Annotated in this window: 22 protein-coding genes; 10 read left to right on the top strand and 12 right to left on the bottom strand. The window is 40.6% G+C overall.

The genetic code is table 11. The annotated features are described in order from the left end of the window. Positions 1–15: 15 nt before the first annotated feature. Complete coding sequence (locus tag ACTWP7_RS08410) at positions 16–534, top strand: DUF6933 domain-containing protein (RefSeq protein ID WP_443122803.1); 519 nt, start codon at positions 16–18, stop codon at positions 532–534. 28 nt (positions 535–562) lie between these two features. Here ACTWP7_RS08410 and ACTWP7_RS08405 read toward each other — a convergent pair whose 3' ends face one another. From ACTWP7_RS08405 to ACTWP7_RS08395, 3 genes are all read right to left on the bottom strand, one after another. After that, complete coding sequence (locus tag ACTWP7_RS08405; protein ID WP_443122802.1) at positions 563–1,222, bottom strand: DUF429 domain-containing protein; 660 nt, start codon at positions 1,220–1,222, stop codon at positions 563–565. Positions 1,223–1,347: 125 nt separating this feature from the next. Next, positions 1,348–1,473 carry a hypothetical protein gene (locus ACTWP7_RS08400; protein WP_263622732.1) on the bottom strand — a complete coding sequence of 42 codons (126 nt, stop codon included), beginning with the start codon at positions 1,471–1,473 and terminating at the stop codon, positions 1,348–1,350. After that, positions 1,470–2,753, bottom strand: coding sequence for a helix-turn-helix domain-containing protein (locus ACTWP7_RS08395; RefSeq protein ID WP_443122801.1), 1,284 nt, complete (start codon positions 2,751–2,753; stop codon positions 1,470–1,472). Before ACTWP7_RS08395 ends, ACTWP7_RS08400 begins: the two co-directional genes overlap by 4 nt. Positions 2,754–2,978: 225 nt before the next feature. Between ACTWP7_RS08395 and ACTWP7_RS08390 the strand changes: the two genes are divergently transcribed. Together ACTWP7_RS08390 and ACTWP7_RS08385 are read left to right on the top strand one after the other, a co-directional pair. Next, positions 2,979–4,565 carry a M4 family metallopeptidase gene (locus tag ACTWP7_RS08390; RefSeq protein ID WP_443122800.1) on the top strand — a complete coding sequence of 529 codons (1,587 nt, stop codon included), beginning with the start codon at positions 2,979–2,981 and terminating at the stop codon, positions 4,563–4,565. 353 nt (positions 4,566–4,918) lie between these two features. Beyond that, positions 4,919–6,868: an aconitate hydratase gene (locus ACTWP7_RS08385; RefSeq protein WP_443122799.1), complete on the top strand. Its 1,950-nt coding sequence runs from the start codon at positions 4,919–4,921 to the stop codon at positions 6,866–6,868. A 47-nt stretch (positions 6,869–6,915) separates the two neighbouring features. Here the strand turns inward: ACTWP7_RS08385 and ACTWP7_RS08380 are convergent, their stop codons facing one another. From ACTWP7_RS08380 to ACTWP7_RS08365, 4 genes are all read right to left on the bottom strand, one after another. Further along, positions 6,916–7,875, bottom strand: coding sequence for a ring-cleaving dioxygenase (locus ACTWP7_RS08380; protein ID WP_443122798.1), 960 nt, complete (start codon positions 7,873–7,875; stop codon positions 6,916–6,918). A gap of 96 nt (positions 7,876–7,971) precedes the next feature. Continuing rightward, a complete protein-coding gene (locus ACTWP7_RS08375; protein ID WP_443122797.1) occupies positions 7,972–8,670 on the bottom strand; it encodes a YqjF family protein in 699 nt (232 codons plus the stop codon). 84 nt (positions 8,671–8,754) lie between these two features. Beyond that, positions 8,755–8,907 carry a sporulation histidine kinase inhibitor Sda gene (locus tag ACTWP7_RS08370; RefSeq protein WP_443122796.1) on the bottom strand — a complete coding sequence of 51 codons (153 nt, stop codon included), beginning with the start codon at positions 8,905–8,907 and terminating at the stop codon, positions 8,755–8,757. An 18-nt stretch (positions 8,908–8,925) separates the two neighbouring features. Next, positions 8,926–9,453, bottom strand: coding sequence for a helix-turn-helix domain-containing protein (locus ACTWP7_RS08365; RefSeq protein WP_443122795.1), 528 nt, complete (start codon positions 9,451–9,453; stop codon positions 8,926–8,928). Between the two features lie 250 nt (positions 9,454–9,703). Here ACTWP7_RS08365 and ACTWP7_RS08360 point away from each other — a divergent pair, with 250 nt between their 5' ends. Then, the gene (locus tag ACTWP7_RS08360) at positions 9,704–10,315 is read left to right on the top strand and encodes a trimeric intracellular cation channel family protein (RefSeq protein ID WP_014645045.1); all 612 of its coding nucleotides are present in this window, start codon (positions 9,704–9,706) and stop codon (positions 10,313–10,315) included. 38 nt (positions 10,316–10,353) lie between these two features. Here ACTWP7_RS08360 and cysK read toward each other — a convergent pair whose 3' ends face one another. The 3 genes from cysK to ACTWP7_RS08345 all read right to left on the bottom strand — a co-directional run bounded on the left by cysK (position 10,354) and on the right by ACTWP7_RS08345 (position 12,995). Beyond that, complete coding sequence (gene cysK, locus ACTWP7_RS08355; RefSeq protein WP_014645044.1) at positions 10,354–11,283, bottom strand: cysteine synthase A; 930 nt, start codon at positions 11,281–11,283, stop codon at positions 10,354–10,356. A 123-nt stretch (positions 11,284–11,406) separates the two neighbouring features. Further along, complete coding sequence (locus ACTWP7_RS08350) at positions 11,407–12,039, bottom strand: YpmS family protein (RefSeq protein ID WP_443122794.1); 633 nt, start codon at positions 12,037–12,039, stop codon at positions 11,407–11,409. A gap of 17 nt (positions 12,040–12,056) precedes the next feature. Next, positions 12,057–12,995 (bottom strand): SGNH/GDSL hydrolase family protein, encoded by a 939-nt coding sequence (locus ACTWP7_RS08345; RefSeq protein ID WP_443122793.1) that lies wholly within the window; start codon positions 12,993–12,995, stop codon positions 12,057–12,059. A gap of 175 nt (positions 12,996–13,170) precedes the next feature. On the opposite strand from ACTWP7_RS08345, the gene ACTWP7_RS08340 reads away from it, so the two are divergent. Then, positions 13,171–15,447 (top strand): ATP-dependent DNA helicase, encoded by a 2,277-nt coding sequence (locus ACTWP7_RS08340; RefSeq protein WP_443122792.1) that lies wholly within the window; start codon positions 13,171–13,173, stop codon positions 15,445–15,447. A 97-nt stretch (positions 15,448–15,544) separates the two neighbouring features. Here the strand turns inward: ACTWP7_RS08340 and ACTWP7_RS08335 are convergent, their stop codons facing one another. After that, entirely contained in the window at positions 15,545–16,984 is a 1,440-nt protein-coding gene (locus ACTWP7_RS08335; protein ID WP_443122791.1) for an HsdM family class I SAM-dependent methyltransferase, read from the bottom strand. A gap of 282 nt (positions 16,985–17,266) precedes the next feature. Between ACTWP7_RS08335 and ACTWP7_RS08330 the strand changes: the two genes are divergently transcribed. Both ACTWP7_RS08330 and ACTWP7_RS08325 read left to right on the top strand, forming a co-directional pair. Continuing rightward, positions 17,267–17,854: a biotin transporter BioY gene (locus tag ACTWP7_RS08330; protein WP_443122790.1), complete on the top strand. Its 588-nt coding sequence runs from the start codon at positions 17,267–17,269 to the stop codon at positions 17,852–17,854. Positions 17,855–17,954: 100 nt separating this feature from the next. After that, a complete protein-coding gene (locus ACTWP7_RS08325; RefSeq protein ID WP_443122789.1) occupies positions 17,955–19,004 on the top strand; it encodes a PQQ-dependent sugar dehydrogenase in 1,050 nt (349 codons plus the stop codon). A 100-nt stretch (positions 19,005–19,104) separates the two neighbouring features. On the opposite strand, the gene ACTWP7_RS08320 is transcribed toward ACTWP7_RS08325, so the two are convergent. Further along, complete coding sequence (locus ACTWP7_RS08320; protein WP_443122788.1) at positions 19,105–19,503, bottom strand: hypothetical protein; 399 nt, start codon at positions 19,501–19,503, stop codon at positions 19,105–19,107. 181 nt (positions 19,504–19,684) lie between these two features. Between ACTWP7_RS08320 and ACTWP7_RS08315 the strand changes: the two genes are divergently transcribed. From ACTWP7_RS08315 to ACTWP7_RS08305, 3 genes are all read left to right on the top strand, one after another. After that, positions 19,685–20,785 (top strand): M24 family metallopeptidase, encoded by a 1,101-nt coding sequence (locus ACTWP7_RS08315; protein ID WP_014645036.1) that lies wholly within the window; start codon positions 19,685–19,687, stop codon positions 20,783–20,785. Positions 20,786–20,953: 168 nt separating this feature from the next. Continuing rightward, positions 20,954–21,304 (top strand): lmo0954 family membrane protein, encoded by a 351-nt coding sequence (locus ACTWP7_RS08310; protein WP_014645035.1) that lies wholly within the window; start codon positions 20,954–20,956, stop codon positions 21,302–21,304. 21 nt (positions 21,305–21,325) lie between these two features. Next, a complete protein-coding gene (locus ACTWP7_RS08305) occupies positions 21,326–21,967 on the top strand; it encodes a PspA/IM30 family protein (RefSeq protein WP_443122787.1) in 642 nt (213 codons plus the stop codon). Positions 21,968–21,970: the final 3 nt, after the last annotated feature.

The raw sequence follows: 21,970 nt of genomic DNA, 5'->3' as shown, positions 1-21,970 counted from the left end.
ACGTATATTAATGAGATGAGGAGAATCGGTTTGTTTGTTATCGGAGCTACGAAAAAGTTACAAAGTCAAATAGATAAGACAATTGAAAGCACAGAAGAGTATGAACAGATACCTCAGATCTACCAATGGCAAGCTAATATTATCAAGGTGAATGGGCGTAAATGCTTAATCTTAATGAATAATAGCACAGCGTTAAATCTCACGTTGTTTGGATTGGAAAGCCCTCAGTTCGAAAATATTGATAATGTAATAAAAGGATCTATGAATCAGCTGTTTCAAACACTTGGTATTGAGGAATCAATAGCTGAACAGATGTTAGAAGCATCACAGGAAATCGTTTATACAAAAACGAGCAGTCGTCAGACGTTAGGATTAATGAATGAAATAAAGTCGAGTATCGAACAACAAACTATAAATAAAGAGTACAAAGATATTGATGCGGTGACGATTAATCAAAAGAATAATCGTATGATATTTAATGCTCTTGAAGGTCAAACCCCGCTTGACACATTCCAAAGATATTTCGAAGAGTAAAAAAGCAGCACATTATGTGCTGCTTTTTTTAACAGGAAAATGGGAAGGGATGATGGGGAGGCTGCTCCGACATGTGCCAAGCTGGTGATTTTGTTTCACTGGACCAATGCCAGCAGGCGAGAGCAGCCAGGCATGCATCCAATTGGTGAGTAGAGGAATCCTCAACTTGGTCAACCAATTGAAAATACTCTTCTGATAACCACTTATGAACAAATTTTCTGCTTTGTTCATCTTTTTTATAAAGAAATGCCTGGGGTCTGTCTTCAATAGGTAATCTGGAAGCAAGAGCTATACCGGGATGGACCTCGACGATTTTAACCTTATCAGGTAATGAATTTTTGATCATATTGGCAAGGTGAATACCTCTTGCAGTTAAGTAAATCATTCTCGTGAGGGTTGGGGGCATAATAGAGCCTGGTTTAACTCCGAGGTGCTTCGCGTAACTTCTTAACTCACGGTCAGTTTCTCTATCACCTCCGCCATCCTGGTAGGATAATGGGGCATCTATTCCGATATAAATTTTATCATTCTCTTTTGCTTGCTCAGTAATAATTGAGATGATGGCTTGATCCGATAATTCCGTTTGAAGGTCCTCTATGAATAATTGATGATGTTCTTCACGGCAAACCACAGCAGCTGTATCTTTATGGTTGGAGGGTCCAGCCAGGTCGATCCCGATGATTTTCACTTTAGAACCTCTTTTCCGTAGATATTAAAAAAATACCTCTGCCACAAAGGGCAGAGGCGAAAAATTGTATAGGTATAGGATTAGGGGAGGTGCTAATTACACATTAATAATAAAAAACAAAAAACTTAAACTTCTTCAACTTCAGCTACTAGTGGCCTTGGGTAGGTTTCTACTGCACTATCCTGTGTTAATGGGGCTGCAATAGAAGCAACAAACCCAAGGACAGCAACAAATGCGATGAGCTTTTTCATAACATAATACCTCCTAAGTGAGAATGTTTATTTAACAATTGGATTGCTAACCTAAGATATTCTGAAGATCTTTTGTACATTCGCTGTTGTTCTAACAAATCAGCTAGAAATTTAGCGTAACGAATAATATATACATGTTCTTTCTTTTCCTTAAAATAAGGAATAACACTCTGTTCAAGATACTCTATAGTATTATTGCTGTTTCTTAAGAATTTGTAATAAACTTCGAAATGATACTCGTGAGCTTCAGAAGGGAAGGTCTCAAGTTTCCTTTTCCCTTGCTCAATCCATTCCAAGCAGCCTTTGCTGTCACCAAGTCTATAATGTTCAAGGATTAATCCATGAATAATATTAAGAAGCTCGAATATATCAAATGAAGAACCTAGCTCATCTGTATATTCTAGACTTTTCTTATAATTAAGAATTGATGCTTCATGGTTCTCCACCCTGGATTCTAAGACAGCAATATTAATAAAAACAAGCTTGAGTTGTTGAGTGTCATTCGTTTGTGTGGCAATTTTTCTCGCCAAATGAAAATTTTCGAGTGCTTTTGCATAGTTTTTTAAGCGACTATAGTTGATGCCTTGCAAAATGTGACAATCTGCACTCTTTGCTAAATCATAATTCGCTTGATAAATTTCCAGCGCCTGGTCTACATAAAATACGGATGCAGATATGTGGTTGGCCTGACTTGTACTTAAAGCAAGAAGATAATAAAGGTCACTGAATTCCCAGTCTTCCAGTTTAATAGAGGAACTATAATTTTTAGCTTCCATTAATTCCTGGAATGAATTATCGAAATCTCCTTGATAGTACTTAAGAAGTCCTGAACCCAGGTGATAATAGAACTCCATCTCTTCATCAAAAGTATCCTTATATTGGCGGATATTTTCCCAGACTTTATAGGCTTCGTCTACTTCATTTTCTAAAAGAAGATGCCGTATCCGAAACAATTCAAAGAAAATATACAAATGATGGTTTTCCTGGGTTTCTTTCTGATTGAGAATATCCTCTTTTAGTTTTTTAGCGTCTTCTTGACGTTTAAAAGCTATAGCTTCATACCATTCCTTCAACTTTTCCTTTGATGGATGATTTGATGAAGTCTCAAGGAAATCAAGACCGAGCCGCTCGTAAAGCAATTCTAATACTTCAAACGCGGGAACGGTTTGATCATTCTCAATTTTGGAAAGATACGCCGGTGAGATAATTCCATCTGCCAGCTGGTTTTGAGTTAACCCCTGCTTGACTCGATGAAATCGAAGTACTTTACCATATTCCATTGGCCACACACCTAGTTGATCAACTGTTGATTTGGAAGAGTGTGTCTCTTTCAAATCTATATTTAGAATACATGTTCGATTAGGAATTTTCAACAATAATCACGGGTTTCCCAAGTCGTAAAAAAAAAGAGGCTTTAAGGGGGATTTTGACCCCTGACTTTCACAGGATATTCGTCTGAATATTGTGATACATTGGAGGTGTATTACAAATATGGGAGGGATTCGATGGATTGGAAATCAGTAACAGCTGCAATTGTACTAGGGACAAGCTTAGTGTCTGGCGGGACATTAGCTAATGCCGAGGATAGTTCAGGTATTAAAAACAAAGGGGCTTCTTCGGAATTTATAACAGAGCACCTGAAAGGATCTAAGGTTAAGAGCGATAAAGCTGTAAAAGAATTTTTTAAACAGAAGCGTCAGGAGTTCAATTTTAACCCAAATAAAGATTTACAATTAGTTAAAAAGGAAAAAGATGACGTCGGCATGACTCACTATACTTATCAAAGAACTGTTGGAAATGTCCCGATAGCTAATGCAAAAATTATGGTACATACAAATTCGAACGGGGCCGTTACGGCAGTCAATGGCGAATTTCATGAGGATGCTCCAGAAAAAGTGAAGCAGTTGAAGGAATTGACTCATAAAGAATCTATTAATCTAGCATGGAACCATATTGATGTTACGAGGGAAGAAGCTGATAAAGTTCAAAAAAGCAAACTTGGTAAGGATTTTGAAACATTAACGGAAAACTCTAATCTTGTCGTGCACCACCAAGATGGGGAGTACACGTTAGCTTATCACGTGGAACTCCAATTTTCTCAGCCATACCCTGCGAACTGGCAGATTTATATTAATGCAGAAAATGGAGAAGTGTTAAAAGCGGCGAATGTTGTTCATGAAGCTTCTGGTACAGGTACGGGAGTGCTAGGTGATTCTAAAACGCTGAACACTTATGCTTACAATAACACTTACTACTTATTTGATACAACAAAACCTATGAATGGGGTTATTGAAACGTTTGATAATTACGGTGGGCAATATAGCAGTCTGCCTGGTTATTATGTTACGGATTCTGGTAATACATTTTACAGTGAAAGGCAAAAAGCAGCGGTAGATGCTCATTATTATGCAGGAGAAGTTTTTGATTACTACTATGATACATTTGGAAGGGTCAGCTACGACAATCAAGGAGCTGATATTCGATCCACCGTTCATTATGGATCAAATTACAATAATGCGGCCTGGACTGGAAATCAAATGATTTACGGCGATGGTGATGGTTCGACGTTTACCTATTTGTCTGGCGCTGATGATATTGTAGCTCACGAATTAACTCATGCTGTAACCGATACAACAGCTGAACTGGTATATGAAAATCAGTCCGGTGCACTAAATGAATCATTCTCCGATGTGTTCGGTTTCTTTGTAGATTCAGAAGATTGGTTAATGGGAGAGGATGTGTACACTCCAGGAACCTCAGGGGATGCCCTGCGTTCTCTTTCCAATCCAAATGCGTACAATCAGCCGGACCATATGGATGAATACCGTAACCTTCCTAATACAGAATCCGGAGACTGGGGCGGAGTTCATATTAATAGTGGGATCCCAAATAAAGCAGCTTATTATACGATTAACAACATAGGAATATCCAAAGCGGAAGATATTTATTACCGGGCTTTAACCGTTTATTTGACGCCAAGCAGTAATTTCTCAAACGCGCGTCAGGCTCTCATTCAGTCAGCTCAAAACCTTTATGGGTCTCAGGCAGCTAACGCTGTTTCGAATGCCTGGAGCAATGTGGGAGTAAATTAAACCAATAGCAGAAAGGAAGGAGTTGAATAAGCTCCTTTCTTTTTTTTAATTAGTAACGATAGTAATTATAGTCGTTTCCCCCGGGTGCTTTTCTTCACACTATCCAGCGAGTTTTTCAGATCACGACTCTGCCATAGCAGCAAACTCTTACTAAAATTAACCAGGGACATTTAACGCGACCTCGATTAAAAAGCCCAGTCATATGATGATAAATAGTAGAGAATATTCTATTTTTAACCAGTAGACGACCAATTCTACGAGTAAAGGACCAGGATTTAGGGTATAAAAAGTATAGGATTACTTAGATACCTCAAGAAACTACCTATTAATTTGGTGAGAAGGAGGAATTAAGTGTGAGTTATAATGTCACACAAAAGCTGATTAAAGATCATTTAGTCAAAGGGGAGATGACCCCGGGAACTGAAATTGGATTGAAAATCGATCAGACTTTAACACAAGATGCTACAGGTACAATGGTCATGCTTGAACTGGAAGCTATGGGGATTGAACGTGCCCAGACAGAGGCTTCTGCTCAATACGTAGACCATAACTTAATTCAGGAAGACAGTAAGAACCCTGATGACCACTTATTCTTAGAAAGTGCAGCTAAACGATTCGGTCTTCACTTCAGCCGTCCTGGTAACGGAGTGAGCCACCCCGTACACATGCAGCGCCTGGCTACCCCAGGTAAAACATTACTTGGTTCTGACAGTCACACTTGTGCAAATGGATGTATGGGCATGCTTGCCATGGGAGCAGGCGGAATCGATGTTGCGATGGCTATTGCAGGAGAACCTTTCTACGTGAAAATGCCTAAAGTGTGGGGGGTTAAAGTAACAGGAGAATTCCCTGATTGGGTAAGTGCTAAAGATGCTATTCTTGAAATGTTGAGAAGGCATGGTGTGAAAGGCGCTACTAACCATGTATTTGAATACTACGGTCCAGGTCTCAAAAATCTAACTGCCATGGATCGTCACGTGATTGCAAACATGGGTGCAGAACTTGGAGCAACAGGTACGGTCTTCCCATCCGACGAAGAAACGAAGCGATTCATGAAACTGCAAGGACGTGAGGATGACTGGATTGAGTTGAAAGCGGATGATGGTGCCTCTTATGATGTTCATGATGAACTGAACTTATCTGAGCTGGGGCCAATGATTGCTAAACCGTCCAGCCCAGGAAACGTAGTACCTATTGAAGAAGTAGAAGGCGAATCTATTTATCAGTCCTACATTGGTTCATCAGCTAATCCAGGCTACCGTGATTTCGCCGTTGCTTCCAAGATAGTAGAGGGACGTCGAATTGCAGACGGTGTGTCTTTTGACTTGAACCCAACTTCAAGACAAATGCTGGTTGACCTTTCTCAAGAAGGTCATATAGCTAACTTCCTGCAATCTGGAGGCCGCTTGCACCAGGCAGGTTGTAATGGTTGTATTGGAATGGGGCAGGCACCCGCAACAGGACGTAACAGCTTGCGTACTACACCAAGGAACTTCCCGGGCCGTTCAGGTACAAAAGAAGATAGTGTGTTCTTATGCAGTCCTGAAGTAGCGGCCGTGTCAGCGTTGACAGGAAAAATTACAGACCCTAGAAAGTCAGACTTTGATTATCCAATTATTAAAGAGCTGGAAAATCCTACTATTGACACGCGGCTACTAGATAAGCCACTGCCTTATGAAGAAGCGAAAAAAGTAGAACTTGTAAAAGGGCCAAACATTGCGTCTATTCCTGAGATGGATGAGCTTCCGAATGACATGGAGCTTCCAATCTTACTGAAAATGGGCAATGACATTTCTACAGATGAAATTTTAGCAGGCGGTGCCAGAGTATTGCCATACCGCAGTAATCTGCCTGAGATCAGTAAGTTCACGTTCGAAATCGTAGATGAAACTTATCATGACCGTGCTATGGAAATCCGAGATCAAGGTGGTCATGCAGTAGTTGCTGGCATGAACTATGGTCAAGGTTCGAGCCGTGAACATGCCGCGCTTGCACCAAAATATTTAGGTCTTAAAGTAGCCATTGTGAAAGACTTTGCCCGCATCCACTGGCAAAACCTGGCCAACTTTGGAGTTCTCCCATTAACATTTGTGAATGAAGAGGACTTAGATGATTTGGAACAAGGCGATGTCCTGTTATTTAAAGGATTGAGAGATGGCATTAAACAATCCAACCAGGTAGAAGTAGAAGTGAAAGGCAAGGACAAGACTTTAAAATTAGAACATGCGCTATCTGAACGTCAAATCGAAATCATGCAAATGGGCGGTTTGATTAACTGGGTTAAAAACCGCTTAGAAAAATAATAAGTAAAAAAAGACGGCCATCCTAAAAGGATGGCCGTCTTTTACTTTTATTTAGGATTAGAAGTGTGGAGCGGTGTTAAGCGGTCTTCTATTTCCCTGCGCTTTTCCTCAAGGAACGGTGGCAGAGCCAGAGTTTCTCCTAAATGTTCTTTTTCTTCATCCGTGTCAAAACCTGGACCATCTGTAGCCAGCTCAAATAATATATGATTTGGATCTCTAAAATAAAGGGATTTAAAATAGTAACGATCTACGATACCTGAATTAGGGAAGCCCGCAACCTGGATTTTTGCTTTCCATTTCTCCAACTCTTGTTCATCTTCTACTCTAAAAGCCACATGGTGAACACTGCCACGTCCGGGTTTTTCACGTTTCCATTCAGGTTGCTCCTCTACGTAAACACGAGCACCGTTCCCACCTTCTCCAGTTTCAAGAGCGTGCCAATCTGGCACTGGGTGCTGCAGTTCACGAAAACCCAAAGTGTCCATTAATACTGCTTTGGTAAGGGCCGCATCGGTAACGGTCAGATGTACTGGACCAAGACCGAGTATTCCGTGCTGTATAGGGACAGGGCCTTTGGACCAGGGAATTCCACCAGAGATCCCTTGGTTGAATTCGTCTGAAACCAGCTTTAAACGCTGGCCTTCAGGATCTCGGAAGGTGAGCTCTTTTCTGCCTGCTTGTTCTTCGATAGAACCGCGGTCGACCTCATATTGATCGAGTCTCTCTTGCCAATAGTTTAATGATTCATCAGTTGGCACTCGAAGAGAGGTGGTAGAAATGCTCTGAGAACCAGGATACGTATGACCTGCACGTTTAATTTCAAAAAAGGTTAAATCCGTACCCGGTGATCCAGCTCCATCCGCGTAGAACAAGTGGTACATGGAAGGGTCATCCTGATTGACGGTTTTTTTGACTAGGCGCATCCCCAGTACCTTTGTATAAAAGTCATAATTTGCACTTGCGTTCGCTGTGATTGCTGAAACGTGATGGATTCCTTTTATGTTCATTGAAGCGGCCTCCTCTAATAGTAGGACATTACGAACTACAATCTCGAATTCAAGATAAATGTTATCGTTATTTGTTCCTCATGTCAATTTACAGGTTTATACCTTACGAAAAGGGTAAAGGTAAACTTCTAAAGATCTTGAATAGCAGGTGATTGGCTGTTGCAGAAAGATTAAGTCTGGCAGGAAATCCACAATTTCATTAATAACTACATTACTTTCTGCAGGCTGAAGTTCCCAGTGTTTGTGCTCAATAGGACCTTTATAAACAGAAGGTCCGCGCACAGTCCATAACATATATCGCTCCGTTAACCAGTTCATCAGAGATCCTGGGTTATAGGTGTGGATAGAATTGGATATTTTAAAGCGAGCATGAAAGTGAGAGGGAGACATTCCGTAATGTGTTCGCCGACTTGAAAAGTGAAGGTCATTTCCCTGCTTATCTAACCTTATTTGAGCGTTTAAGTAGCGTAAGCCAAATATTGTTCGCGCTAAAAAAACCCCAAGACTGTGGTTAGCGTCAAGGGATATAAAATAAACACCTGGTTCTCCTTTAAATGTGACGTAAGTTCTCACATTTAGTTCTAATAATTGATTACCGAAAGGGATGCGAGGAAGACCTCTAAATTGGATATCTTTCATATGAAAGGGAACGATTGCAATCCAGGCCATACCATTATACAAATCTAATTCTAATTCACTGGGTACAAAGGGACGCAAATCCGTTTCCGGGACAGGCCAATGCATAAAAATAAGGTCTTCCCACGACTGCCGTATGATCCAGGGTGAAGTTGACACGTGGACATTCACCTCTTTTTTCTTATGTTATTCCCTCTTCTGAAGTAAACATTCACCCTGATAGGTTTCCCTAAGTTCAGACGTTCACTCTGCCTTACGAGCAGAATATGTTTTTTCTTGTTTCCTCTTCTGAAGCTCATCTTCAAGCAGGTGAATAAAAGAGTGATCTAATTTCATCTCCACCGCTGTATGAAGTGAACGTATAAGCAGACGGTGTGATAATTTTTTAACGCTCATATAATATGTCCTCTTTCGTTAGGAGGGGAGCTCTGTTGATGCTGTAGCTGCTCCTATGATTTCGCCTTTCTGGTTATAGAGGGGCTGCGCAAATACATCATAATAAAGTAGTCCATCTGACAAAGGGAAATAAATTCGTTCTCGTTGAGTTTCCTTTGTTTCAATCACTCTTTTTTTTAGGTCCATTAAAGCAAGGGTTCCTTCATTATAATCAAGTTCATCGTCGCGCTTTCCCAGTATATGACTCATCTTAAAGTCAGGGTGGGGATTAAACATCCAGGTGTATCGAAGTGAAAGGTCACAATGAGCTAGTGTGATAGGGGAATTAGCTAAAGCAGTCTGAAAAGGTTCGCTCAGGTGCTCTGTAAAAAATAAAGAAGGGTTAATATGGAGGAATGAAGCTATTTGAGATGCCACGGCCATACTGGGGTTTCTAGTCCCATTCTCAATTTGAGCATAATAGGCGCGATCAATATGAGCACCTTCAGCAATTTGCTGTTGAGTCAATTGTTGTTCCTTTCGGAGCTGAGTCAGCCATCTTCTCATTTTTTCCACATCCTACTTTCTATTCTAATATAAAATAATTCGCATTATCTTTTAATATTCCTTGTGGCAGTTTGCAACAAGTTTACTTGATTTGATGCATAAGTAGCAACGGGAATCTATGAAATGGATGATTTTGGTTGTGTTTTAGTTTTTTTGAATATTATTATTTTTTTTACAGATGTTTCTGTTATAATCATTCAGGTTGTTTATTTAAAGATTAGAAACTGGTGGATGAGAGAGGGGGTCTTTCATGAGTTGGGAAATATTAAATATTTTGGCGGTCAGTGCTTTTGCTTTCAGTGGAGCCATTGTGGCACTCAATGAGCGCTATGATATATTTGGTACATTCATATTAGGTATTGCTACGCCTTTCGCGGGTGGAATAATCCGCAATATAGCACTGGACGTTCCTGTAGTTCATGTGTGGGAGCAGGGTTATCTACTTTATGTGGCGTTTGGAACCATTGCGGTGGTCTATTTCTTTCCTAAGACATGGGTGCTTTCCTGGGATCGGTGGAACATTTATCCGGACGCGATTGGTTTATCCGCATTTGCTTTACAAGGAGCCTCATTTGCTACCGCACATAACTTTCCACTGGGAGGAGTTATCTTTGCTGCTATATTGACTGGGGTGGGAGGGGGAGTTACAAGAGATGTTCTCGCTCAGCGGAGGCCGATGGTTCTTCACCAGGAAATCTATGCTGTTTGGGCTCTAATGGCAGGTTTACTTATAGGCGTGGGTATAATAGATGTACAAAGCGCTTCTCAAACATACTTTTTGTTCTTCTTAGTGATTACCTGCCGTGTTTTGTCCTACCATTTAGGCTGGCATCTAAGATTTAGAGATTTATATAGACTTTAAAAAAGAGTTCGACCTCTACAAGGACGAACTCTTTTTCATTAGTATCGGAATAGGTCGCCGGACAGGTACCTCTCCCCAGTGTCAGGAGCAATACAGACCACGATTTCTCCGGGCTGTTTTTTTGAAGCTACCTGCATGGCGGCCCAACAGGCAGCACCGCAGGATGTGCCTAATAGAAGACCTTCTTCTCGTGCTAACCTTCTCGTAATATCGTACGCATCTTCATCTGTTACTTGGAAAATTTCATCATAGATTTCCTGGTTCAAAATGCTTGGAATGAAGCCGGGGCTAGTACCAACCAGCTTGTGTTTTCCTGGCTTTCCACCGGAGAGAACCGGAGAGCCGGATGGCTCGGCAACATGTATCGTCATATCTTCAAATCGCTTCTTAAGTTCTTCGCCTGTACCTGTAATCGTTCCTCCCGTGCCGGCAGTTGAAACGAACGCGCTTAGCGGCTTTCCTAACTCATCCATTGCCTCAATAATTTCAGAAGCTGTTGTGTGACGGTGGGCATCCGGATTAGCCATATTTTCAAATTGCATGGGCATAAAACTATTATCTATTTCTTCTACAAGTTCTTTCGCTTTTTTTATAGCTCCAGGCATTTTTTCATCACCCGGGGTTAAAACGATCTCTGCTCCATAGGCTTTCAGAAGGTTGATCCGTTCTTGAGTCATCGTATCAGGCATGACAAGAATAGCACGGTAACCTTTAGCAGCAGCATTCATGGCAATACCAATTCCCGTGTTTCCGCTAGTAGGCTCGACAAGTGTAGAACCTTCTTTTAGCAGGCCGTCCTGTTCAGCCTGAGCCATCATGTTGTAGGCAGCACGGTCTTTAACGCTTCCGCTCGGGTTGTACTTTTCAAGTTTCATATAAATGTCCGCTCCGTCTTTTGGAGCTAACCGATTTAATTTAACAAGAGGAGTATCTCCAATCAAATCAGCAATATTATTTACCACACGCATACGGTCACTTCCTTTTTATACAAGGGTTTGTACTTCATTTTATCATGTTCTTCTATAACCTTCATCTCTTGAGGACTCCCGAGAAAAGTAGAAATAACCCCTCTAGTGATATGCGAGCGGTTATTAAAAGTTTTTCTGTACCATCTTCTGAGCAAACTGGAACGAATCCTGCGGGACGGATATTTTAAAGGCTAACTGATTTGAGTTTAAGTTAAACCGATCAACCCGGATATTAAAGTTACTGGCTGTGTCCATTTGAGTGACAGCTACATAAATATTTTCTTCATTAGGATTTACCATTACCCATTCGGGAAGTTTATAGTTATCCTTCACGAAACCTAAGACTTTTTTATTCGGCAACGGAAGCTGCCCCAGTGATATCCGCTCCTGCTCAAGAACAAGGTCTCCGTTTTCCTGGACTATCGGATTTAATTCCACTTTAATGGGGATGACCTGCTCAAATGCTTTAATGTTACCTGTGAGCGTTACATTTCTATCCAGAGTAATCGAATAATCAAATACGGTCTGTGTTGATAATTCTTTTAAATATTCATTAGCCAGCTGTTCCATGTTTTCCTTGGTCGATACGATTGTAAATTCTGCATCTGTACTTTGCTTTTCTTTATCTACGTTAACGAGCGTATAGGTGCTCGGTAAAAAAACAAGGGAGAGCACCACTAATAAGACTATAATATTTAAAAGTGCTAATAGCCAAAAAGAAGTGCGCCACTTATTATTTAGGAAAAATCGTTTCATATGAACATTCCACCTGTTTATTGTTCGATATCCGGTCTTATATATTCTAACACGCGCTCTGCAATTCTTTTATAACCTTTTTCATTTGGATGGAAGTAGTCTTCTTTCCACAGAAGCTCCTCTTCAGCTCCCAGAAAGATATCTTTAATAGGGATGAATTCGGCTTGTTCATAGTTTGAAATCACTTCTTTACTTACACGGTTCCAGTCACTCATAATCTGTCCCAGTTCCGGAATATTATTAAAATAATATTCAAAAGGATTATAGAGGCCCACCAGGTAAATGGGGACATCCGGGTTAAGGTCCTCCACTCTTTGAAATATCTCGTTTAAGCGTTCCTTATAACCTTTTTGAGCTTCCTGGAATTGCTCGTAATTCAAACTGGAAAAATTATTTTTCACCACTTTCATAACATCGTTGGCTCCGATTGTAATGATCACTACATCCGCCTCACGCAATGATTGGGAGATTTCTTCAGTTTCCATCCGTTCTAAAAGCTGATCGGTACGGTTGCCGCGGACCCCGTAATTAGCTATATCAAGTGTTTCTATTGGCTGGTTACTATTAATTGTGTCTTCTATTATTCCCACATAACCATCATTATCAGTAGAATCACCAACCCCTTGAGTCAGTGAATCACCTATGGCTACAATATCAAGGTCCTGCCGGACAAATAGTCCGCGGGCACTTTCAATGACACTGGTAAATACCTCACGAAGTTCACCGCTTAGAGTTTCTTCAGCTTCATCCACCCCGTTTTCGCTATCCGATTCATTTATATCACTTTCTTCTTCATCATTTGATTGATGTTCCTTTTCTATCCCCTCTGGTTCGGTTTGCGGGGGAGGGGACTGCTCGCTCTCTTGATTATCTGGCGTATATATAAATGCTGCTATGATGAAAAAGGCGATCGTAAAGGTTAGCAAAACGGATGCTACCCATCTCCAAATTTTCAATTAAGATCACCCCGATTTTTTGTGTTTCTATCTCCTATTATATGTTGTATCCATCTAATGGGAAATTGAAAAGTTTTTCCCACAATTATATCACGAAAAGATTTACAATAGACATACGTAAGTGCTTACGTTAATTTGAGGGTAAGCAAAGGGATCTAATGAAAGGGTGCGGAAGATGGCGGAACAAGTCACAATTTCAGTGCGTGAATTGGTGGCCTACGTTTACAGGGGCGGAAGCATTGACAACCGGTTTCGTTCAAGTACGGCATTAACAGAAGGTACAGCTATTCATCAGGAAGTGCAGAGCACGTATAAAGAAAATGATAAGAAAGAAACCTTTTTAGAATATTTGTATAAGGAAGACGGCATGGATATCAAGATTCAAGGCCGGTGTGATGGCATATTGGAGACGAAGGATGGACCTGTAATTGATGAAATCAAGTCCACAGCAAGAGAGCTGGATGAGATCACCGAAACGACTCACCCAGTATATTGGGCTCAGGCTAAAGGCTATGCTTTCATGTATGCTGAACAAGAAGGTCTTGAAGAAATTCAAATTCAATTGACCTATGTGCAGAAGAAGTCAAAAGAAAAGAAACGTTTAAGGCAAAAAATCTCTTTCCAGGATCTCGAGCTTTTTCTGAAGAATACGATGAAGGAGTATTCCTCCTATGCCAGAGTGCTTCTACATATTCGAGAGCAAAAACAAAAGTCGGTACCAGATCTATCCTTTCCGTTTTCAGATTATCGTAAAGGACAGAGAAAACTTGCAGGAAGTGTCTACCGAACTATTGAAGAAAAGCGTAATTTATTTGCTCAAGCGCCAACTGGCATAGGGAAAACCATATCAACGCTCTTTCCTGCTATAAAAGCAATGGCTGTTGATCAAGTAGATCGTATTTATTATTTAACAGCTAAAACAGTTACAAGAGCTACTGCTGAAGAAGCTTTAGGTCTCATGGAAGAAAAGGGGCTGGCTTTGCGATCAGTCACACTGACCGCAAAAGACAAAATCTGTTTCAAGGACGAAACGATTTGTCAGCCCGATTATTGTGAATTTGCCGATGGATATTACGATAAGATCAATGGAGCTCTTACCGATATCTTGTGGAACGAAACACGTTTAACTCGCTCGGTTATTGAAGCGTATGCAAGAAAGCATAAAGTATGTCCGTTTGAGTTTTCTTTAGATTTAACAAACGTGGCTGATGTTGTCATAGGGGATTATAATTATATTTTTGACCCCCGTGTTTCTTTGAAGAGGCTCCTGCCCGAATATAAGAAAAGAACCGCTTTGCTGATTGATGAGGCTCATAACCTGGTAGAACGTGCCAGGGAGATGTTTTCCGCTTCTATTCGAATGAATGATTTTGCTGTAATAGCGGATATTTGGCATGGAGCAGATCACCCCTTAAATAAAGCTGCAAGTGCGATTTATAAAGATTTAAAGAACCTGAGTGAACAGGGAGAGAAAGATTTTGTTTTAGAAGAGATACCCGGCGAATTAGAAGAGAGTATGGAAAGGTTTATTGAAACAGCAGAGGTTGAACTTCAAGAATCCACAGAGAAGGACCAGAGCGAAGAATTACTGGAACTATATTTTTCTGTGCAGAATTTCCTGAAAATTATTCCTCTTGCAGATGACCATTATCGATTTACAGCCTCCAAAAACGGAAGAGAGTTCACTCTTAAGCTTTTCTGTATGGATCCTTCCCATGTCCTTGAGAAAACAGCCAAGTCATTTCGGTCAAGTGTGTTTTTCTCGGCAACCTTATCCCCGTTCGGCTACTATAAAGACATGCTTGGCGGAAAAAAGGACGATTATATCTTAAAGCTTCCATCACCGTACGATTCTTCCCAGATAGATGTGATGGTGACACCGCTCTCTACTCGTTATAAAAACAGGGAAGAAACGGCAGAAAATCTTGCACGCTCTCTTTACCAGCAAGTCACTGAAAATCCGGGGAATCACTTGTTTTTCTTTCCTTCTTATCACTATTTGGAACTAGTGTACAATCACTTCCGAAACTATGAAGACATTACTACAATCGTACAGGAACAAGGGATGGACGAGATTAGAAGAGATGAGTTCCTTGCTCAATTTGTCTCTGGAGGTAATTTGGCAGGATTTGCGGTTCTTGGAGGTGTCTTTTCGGAAGGCGTTGATCTAAGAGGAGATCGCTTAAATGGTGTGGCTGTAGTAGGAATTGGACTGGCCCCAAGGAGCTTTGAAAAAGAATTAATTAAAGAGTATTTTTCTAATCGCGGAAGAAATGGATATGATTATGCTTACGTTTATCCAGGTATGAATAAAGTCCTTCAAGCCGGTGGTAGATTGATACGTTCAGAAACAGACTATGGATCGATTCAACTAATCGATGACCGCTTCCTTTCCCCTAAATACCAAAACTTGTTTCCAGAAGATTGGGGAAATTATCGAATAAAGAAATAATATGATTTCCCGGGAAATAGTTTTGGAGAATTATGTTTAGATGTTTTCGACAATAAGTACAAGTAAATGGCAGGGGAACAGCACTAGTGCTGTTCCCCTAAATATTTTCTAGTAAATCTTTGCAGAATCGTTTCACATGCGATTGAGTAGCTTCTGGTATGCCATAGCTTTCAAAAATGGCCTGATCAACTTTACGCTGCAGTTTTTGAGTATTGAAAGAAGGGTCTTTTTTCTTTCCTTCAATAAGGGAGATAGTGCTCTCGACAACCACTTCTTTAAGCGATTCAGAAGGCTCGACGTAAGGAAGTTTTTTTAGATAACCCGCCGTAATCATATTTGTCCGGTTTAAAAACTTCCGCAACATGTATTTCACAAGCAGGCTATTGAGTAAACCAAGGAAATAAAAAAGGTCTTCCTGGTTTTTGGGAAACAAGTTTGCGTTCACGCCAAATAAACTTCCCGGCGGGAGATAAGCGGCTGAAAACTCCACTCCCATAGAAGAACAAGTGATTCCTTCTTTATAATAATAGGAGGGGTTTCGAACCATGAAGTTAGAATGGACATTTTTGTATTGGGGCCAATTCTTATGAATGTAATATTTGGGTTCATAGTACCAGGCATCTTTTGAACCTCCATTTTTGTAAAAAGGCAGCCAGTCTTCATAATTAATGACTTCACTTTGCTCACGAAGGAAATATTTATCGTTTCCGGTAGAAATGCCTGTAACGATTTTTACAACATCACCTAAAGGTACATAGGGAGTATGGAATAAACTAAGAATCTCAATCGGTACGTTGATCGAATAGTTGTAATTTGGATTATTTTCAAAGTGGCTTTGGTTCAGGTATTGTACGCTTTCATCGGGAGGATTCGTGTATTCCTGATCTGCTAGTCTGTCGATTAATCTCATAGTATGAGTATGTTTCCTATCAATGAGTAAGGAAGGTCTCTTTTTTAGAGTAAGAATACACGTTCTTACATCTGCCTTTCCTTTGTGGAATAGGCGGCGTGGTGCAAGGATAATTTCCTTAATTTCTGTGTGGTCCAGCACATATTTTCGGAAATTCTTATAATAGACATTGGAGAGAAAGGAATCTTGAACAATCATAGTCAGAATTCCTCCATCCTTTAACTTTTGAATTCCTTTATAGATGAACAAAGTATATAAATTATGTATGCCTACTTCTTGAAATTCCTCTGATAAATATTTTTTGTTTTCTAAAAGATAGGAGCTTTGTCTTTTGGATTTATAAGGCGGGTTACCAATAATGGCATCAAATTTTTCTGTGTTAGATTCTTTTAGAAAGTCTGTGTTAATAAACTGTATCTTTTCATCAGGTGGCGGGGTAAGGGGATCGATATCAAAAGCGAATAAATGATCAGCAGAAACCCCAGATTGAAGAAGGGACTTTATGAATATGCCGTCACCGGTGCAGGGGTCAAGAATCTGTGACTCCTGAACATCGGAAGGTAAATACTTTAAAAGGTTTTTAGTCATATAGGTGACGGTTTCTTGCGGGGTACTGTATTGCCCCATCGTTCTTTTCGGAGATAACATAAAATCACTCCAATCTTTTTGACTATACTTTACTATACGAAAAGGGAAAAGTCACCAATTAATAGTTAAATAGTATTGATATCTTATGAGAAATTATAGATAATAAGTCCTCTGAAAATGGAATTAACCTTACTGTATAATTGGAAAGTGTAGAGTAGAGTAACTTTCAATCCACAATGTTAACCTAAAAAATATAAGGTTGACGTTTTGCGTGTTCTTCCATTATCTTTAAGATAACGATAAGATACGGGAGGATTTCAGATGAAACGTTCACGCTGGTCAGCTTATGAAATAACAATAGGAGCTTTATTTGTCGCTCTTATGGCAATTGGGGCTAATATTACTTCATTCGTGCCATTTTTAATGATTTTAGGAGTGCCTCTAACTCTTCAAACATTTTTTGCTGTTTTATCAGGACTTATTCTCGGCAGCCGTCTAGGTTTTTTCTCCATACTTGTATATATGGTGTTAGGATTGATTGGAGCTCCTATATTTGCTGGATTTTCAGGGGGGCCCGCCGTCTTATTTAAAACGTCATTTGGATTTATACTTTCCTATGTTGTTTTAGCTTTTATTGCTGGTAAGTTAGTAGAGTCGTCAAGAAAAATTCCCATGTACATAACTGCAGCATTTATAGGAGTAGCCGTTAACTACATCATCGGAGTTACTTGGTTTTATGCTGCGTTAAACTTTTGGGCTCCGGGCGATCCGATTAGTTACGCACTTGCGTGGACGAGTATGGGTCCTTTCTTAATCAAAGATGTTGCCATATGCATATTAGCTGCTCTATTTGCTCATCGTTTAGAAAGAACGGTGCTTCATCGCACGATGCTTCGTCAGGCAGCCTGACTTTAAGCTGCTCCCTGGTCCGGGAGCAGCTTTTTTTGTGTGTAATCGATTCGCTCTGCTACATTAGTAGTAATCTTATAGAAAAGAGTGGTGGTCTTATATGAAGAGTGCAGGAATAGTTATTATTTTGTTTTGGCTTGCTGCATGCTCATCGAATCAAGTACAGCAAGATGATGGATCTCCTGCTTCTAAAGATGAGTCTTTCCAGACGGTAGTCGCTGATTTAAAGTCTCCGTGGGACATTGAATACGATCAGGAGACATTTTATATTTCAGAGAGAGAAGGAACGATCACTTCATGGACAGAGGGAGAAGAGCCTGTAAGAACTCCTGTTCAAACCCAAAAAGAAATAATACAACAGGGGGAAGGAGGCCTGCTTGGCTTCAAATTGCTCCCTGGTTTCAAGGACCATCACCGTGCTGTGGCCTACCATACTTATGAAGAGGAAGGCTCAATTATGAACAGGATCATTGAAATCGAAAGGAAGTCCGAGCAATGGGAAGAGACCTCTGTCCTGCTGGACGATATTCCAGGAGCACAATTCCATAATGGCGGCAGGATAGAAATTGGTCCTGACGATCAGATTTACGTGACTACAGGGGATTCTCTGAATGAATCTCTGGCTCAAGACCCGGAAAGTCTGGCAGGAAAAATTTTAAGGTTGAGCACTGATGGGGCTGCAGCTGAAGATAATCCCTTTGACTCCTCATATGTCTATAGCTATGGCCATCGGAACCCGCAAGGATTAACTTGGAATGAAGAAGGGGAGCTCTATGCTACGGAGCATGGTCCTGATAATCATGATGAAGTTAATCTGATCCAGCCTGGAAAAAACTATGGGTGGCCGGAGATTGTTGGAGACGAAGAGAGGGATGGGATGGTTACTCCACTCTTTGAAACAGGAAGAAATACTTGGGCGCCATCCGGAGTTGTATTTTATCGAGATGAACTAATTATTGCCTCTTTACGGGGGGAAGCAGTTATGGAGTTGCCTCCTTCAGAAGGGGATCCTGAAGCACTTACCGAACAATACGGCAGGATAAGAGATGTGGAAGTCGTGGAGGATAGACTTTATTTTATTACCAATAATACGGATGGAAGAGGGAGTCCTGATGCTGAAGATGACCAGCTGGTGAGATATTCTCCATAGAAAAAAGCAGGCCTGGTGCCTGCTTTAACTGTTGGGAGGACTGGCTGGCAACCCCTTATGTTTTGTTTCAGTCTTTGTTAACAAGTAAGCGGAGGTTCTTTCAATCTTCAGATATTGCTTTTCCATGAACAAACGCCATAATAGCAAAAACTGCAAAAGCAATCAGGAGGATAGTACCTCCAACAATAAAGAATACGGTGTTAAAGGTGCGCATGCCTTCAATCGGCTGGGTGTAATAGAGAAACATGCCAAGAGTAAGACCCAGCACACCGACAAATGAACTCCATACATGAATAAGCGAGAGCTTGGAATCCTTCGGGATAGAAAAGACTTTATAATATATAGCAAAAGCGAAAAGGGATAACCAGCCGACCACCAGAATGTGGGCGTGAATGGCACTTAGATCCAAGCCACCGCCTCCAGCCATATGGGACCCCATGAAAGCTCCAATTAGAGCATAGATTGCTGATACACGGACGAAAAAGCGTGTTCGATCCAATATAATGACCTCCAATGATAAATCTATCAACCTTTCGCTATTATATCGAAACCCTTGCCAAATTAAAATAATAATCAGTCTAATGTCGCAAAACCTTCAAACAATGAGACACGATTTGGATTATGAACATGATTGATATATCATAGGCATGTTAAATGAAATAGAAAGAGGAGTGGGATGTATGGAAGGTAGATTAGACAAGTTTGCAAATTATTTAAGGAATAAACAAATAGATGCTGCTTTTATTAACTCTACAGAAAACTTTTTTTACTTAACAGGGTTTCAAACCGATCCTCATGAAAGACTTCTAGGACTTGTGGTATTTCCTGATGCTGAACCGATCGCGGTGCTCCCGGGCATGGAAGAGGGGCAAATACGTGAAGCGGGATGGACATATGAAGTAATTGGATATGCGGACCACGAAGATCCATGGGATTTAATTAATCGGTCCATGAAGAAAAAAGGGATTGGCCATATACAAACGGCAGGAATTGAGAAACAGGTGTTATCTTACGGCCGGAGTGAGTCTTTTTTTGGATTATTTAATGAGCTGGAAGTTATGGACATTGAGCCTCAATTAAATGAAATGCGCGTGGTGAAAGATGCTGAAGAAATCGCTATTATGCGTGAAGCCGCTGAATTGGCGGATTATGGAGTAAAGGTTGGGGTTGAGACTTTACAGGAAGGTATTACCGAAATGGAAGTTCTCGCAGCTATTGAATATGAGTTGAAGAAAAAAGGGGTCGCTGAGATGTCTTTTTCAACTATGGTATTGTTTGGGGAGAAGTCTGGACAACCTCATGGAAACCCTGGCGACCGCAAGTTAAAAGCAGGGGACTTTGTGCTTTTCGACCTCGGAGTTGTTTGGAAAGGCTATACATCTGATATTACAAGAACGTTTGCTTATCAATCCGTTTCCGAGGAACAGGAAAAAATATATAAAAAGGTACAAGAAGCATTGGAAGCTTCCCTTTCAATTAGCAAGCCAGGCACGCGAATTGGTGATCTTGACCAGACCGCAAGAGATATTATTACGAAGGCAGGCTATGGAAAGTTATTTCCTCATCGAATTGGTCATGGATTAGGAATTAATGTACATGAGTTTCCTTCTATGAGTCACCTGAATGATGGAGTGTTACGGGAAGGAATGACCTATACCATCGAACCCGGTATTTATGATCCGGAGCTTGGCGGGGTTCGACTTGAAGATGATGTACTCGTTACAAAAGATGGATACGAAACATTAACCAAAACTTCGAGAGATTTGCAGGTTATTCAATAAAATTAGAACAGCAGGCAACATAATGCTAAAGATCAGACTTACGAAGTCTGATCTTTTTTTATTTAATATAAGCCTCTGGTCTTAGAACAGAATATATCTCAGGCTCATTACGACAGTGCTTAATTCTGGATATGATAGAAATAACAAAACAACAAGGAGGGAAAATAAATGAAAAAGTTTTTGTTGTTCGTAGCAGCGCTGGTTGCTCTTGGGATTCTGCTGGCCAACTTGGGGCCGATGATTCTACTTGGTATTAGTGTCTGGCTTCTATATGTGGTGTTTAAGAAGTTTATGAAAAGTGAGACGACAGCAGGGAAAATTGGATGGGTCGTTCTCGGGTTGATTATTACAAGTGTAGCCGTCTCCAATGTGTACGCCGTGATTGGACTAGCAGCCGCCTATGTCCTTTACTTAGTTTACAAACATTGGAATAACAAGGGAGACAGTGAGACAGAGGTCTTTACATCTAATGATCCATTCACAAATTTTGAAAGGCAATGGGCCGAATTAAAAAAGTAAACTATAAGGAGAGGTTATAAAATGGGAAATTTATTTACTCGCATGAAAGATTCCATAACGGCAGATTTGCATGAGGTACTTGATCAAAAAGAACAAAAGAATCCAATTTCGATGCTTAACCACTATTTGCGCGAAAGTGAGAAAGAGACTGAAAAAGTACGTAAGCTTGTAGAACGTCAATATCGTTTGAAAGACGAGTTTGCAAGGGAATATCAAAAAGCTCAAGAGATGGCAGAAAAACGCAGGGGCCAGGCTGAAATTGCTGGGAAAGCTCAGGAAACAGAGATGTATGAGTTTGCAATGAAAGAGCAGGAAGAGTATGAAAATCGAGCACAACGGTTAGAATCCGCACGCCAGGAGGCCATCGAGCAACTCGAGTCGCTTGAACGAAAATATGAACAGATGAAACATAAATTAAAGGACATGCACTTGAAACGAATGGAGCTTATGGGCCGTGAAAATATTGCAAGAGCTCACCACCGGATGAATCAAGTTATGGAAGATACGGCGGACAAGCCATACTCTAAATTCTCAGAAATGGAACGCTATATGGAAGACCTGGAGTACAAAGTAAATAGTTCTCATTACCGCAATACGTTTGATAGTAAAATCTCGCAGATTGAAAAAGATATGAAGGATACAGAGGAAGTTACGGCCAAATAAGAA

The organism is Halobacillus sp. B29, from assembly GCF_052246755.1.
Classification (GTDB): domain Bacteria; phylum Bacillota; class Bacilli; order Bacillales; family Halobacillaceae; genus Halobacillus; species Halobacillus halophilus.
Note: the sequence above shows the minus strand (reverse complement) of the source record. Positions and strands in the feature narration are given on the sequence as shown.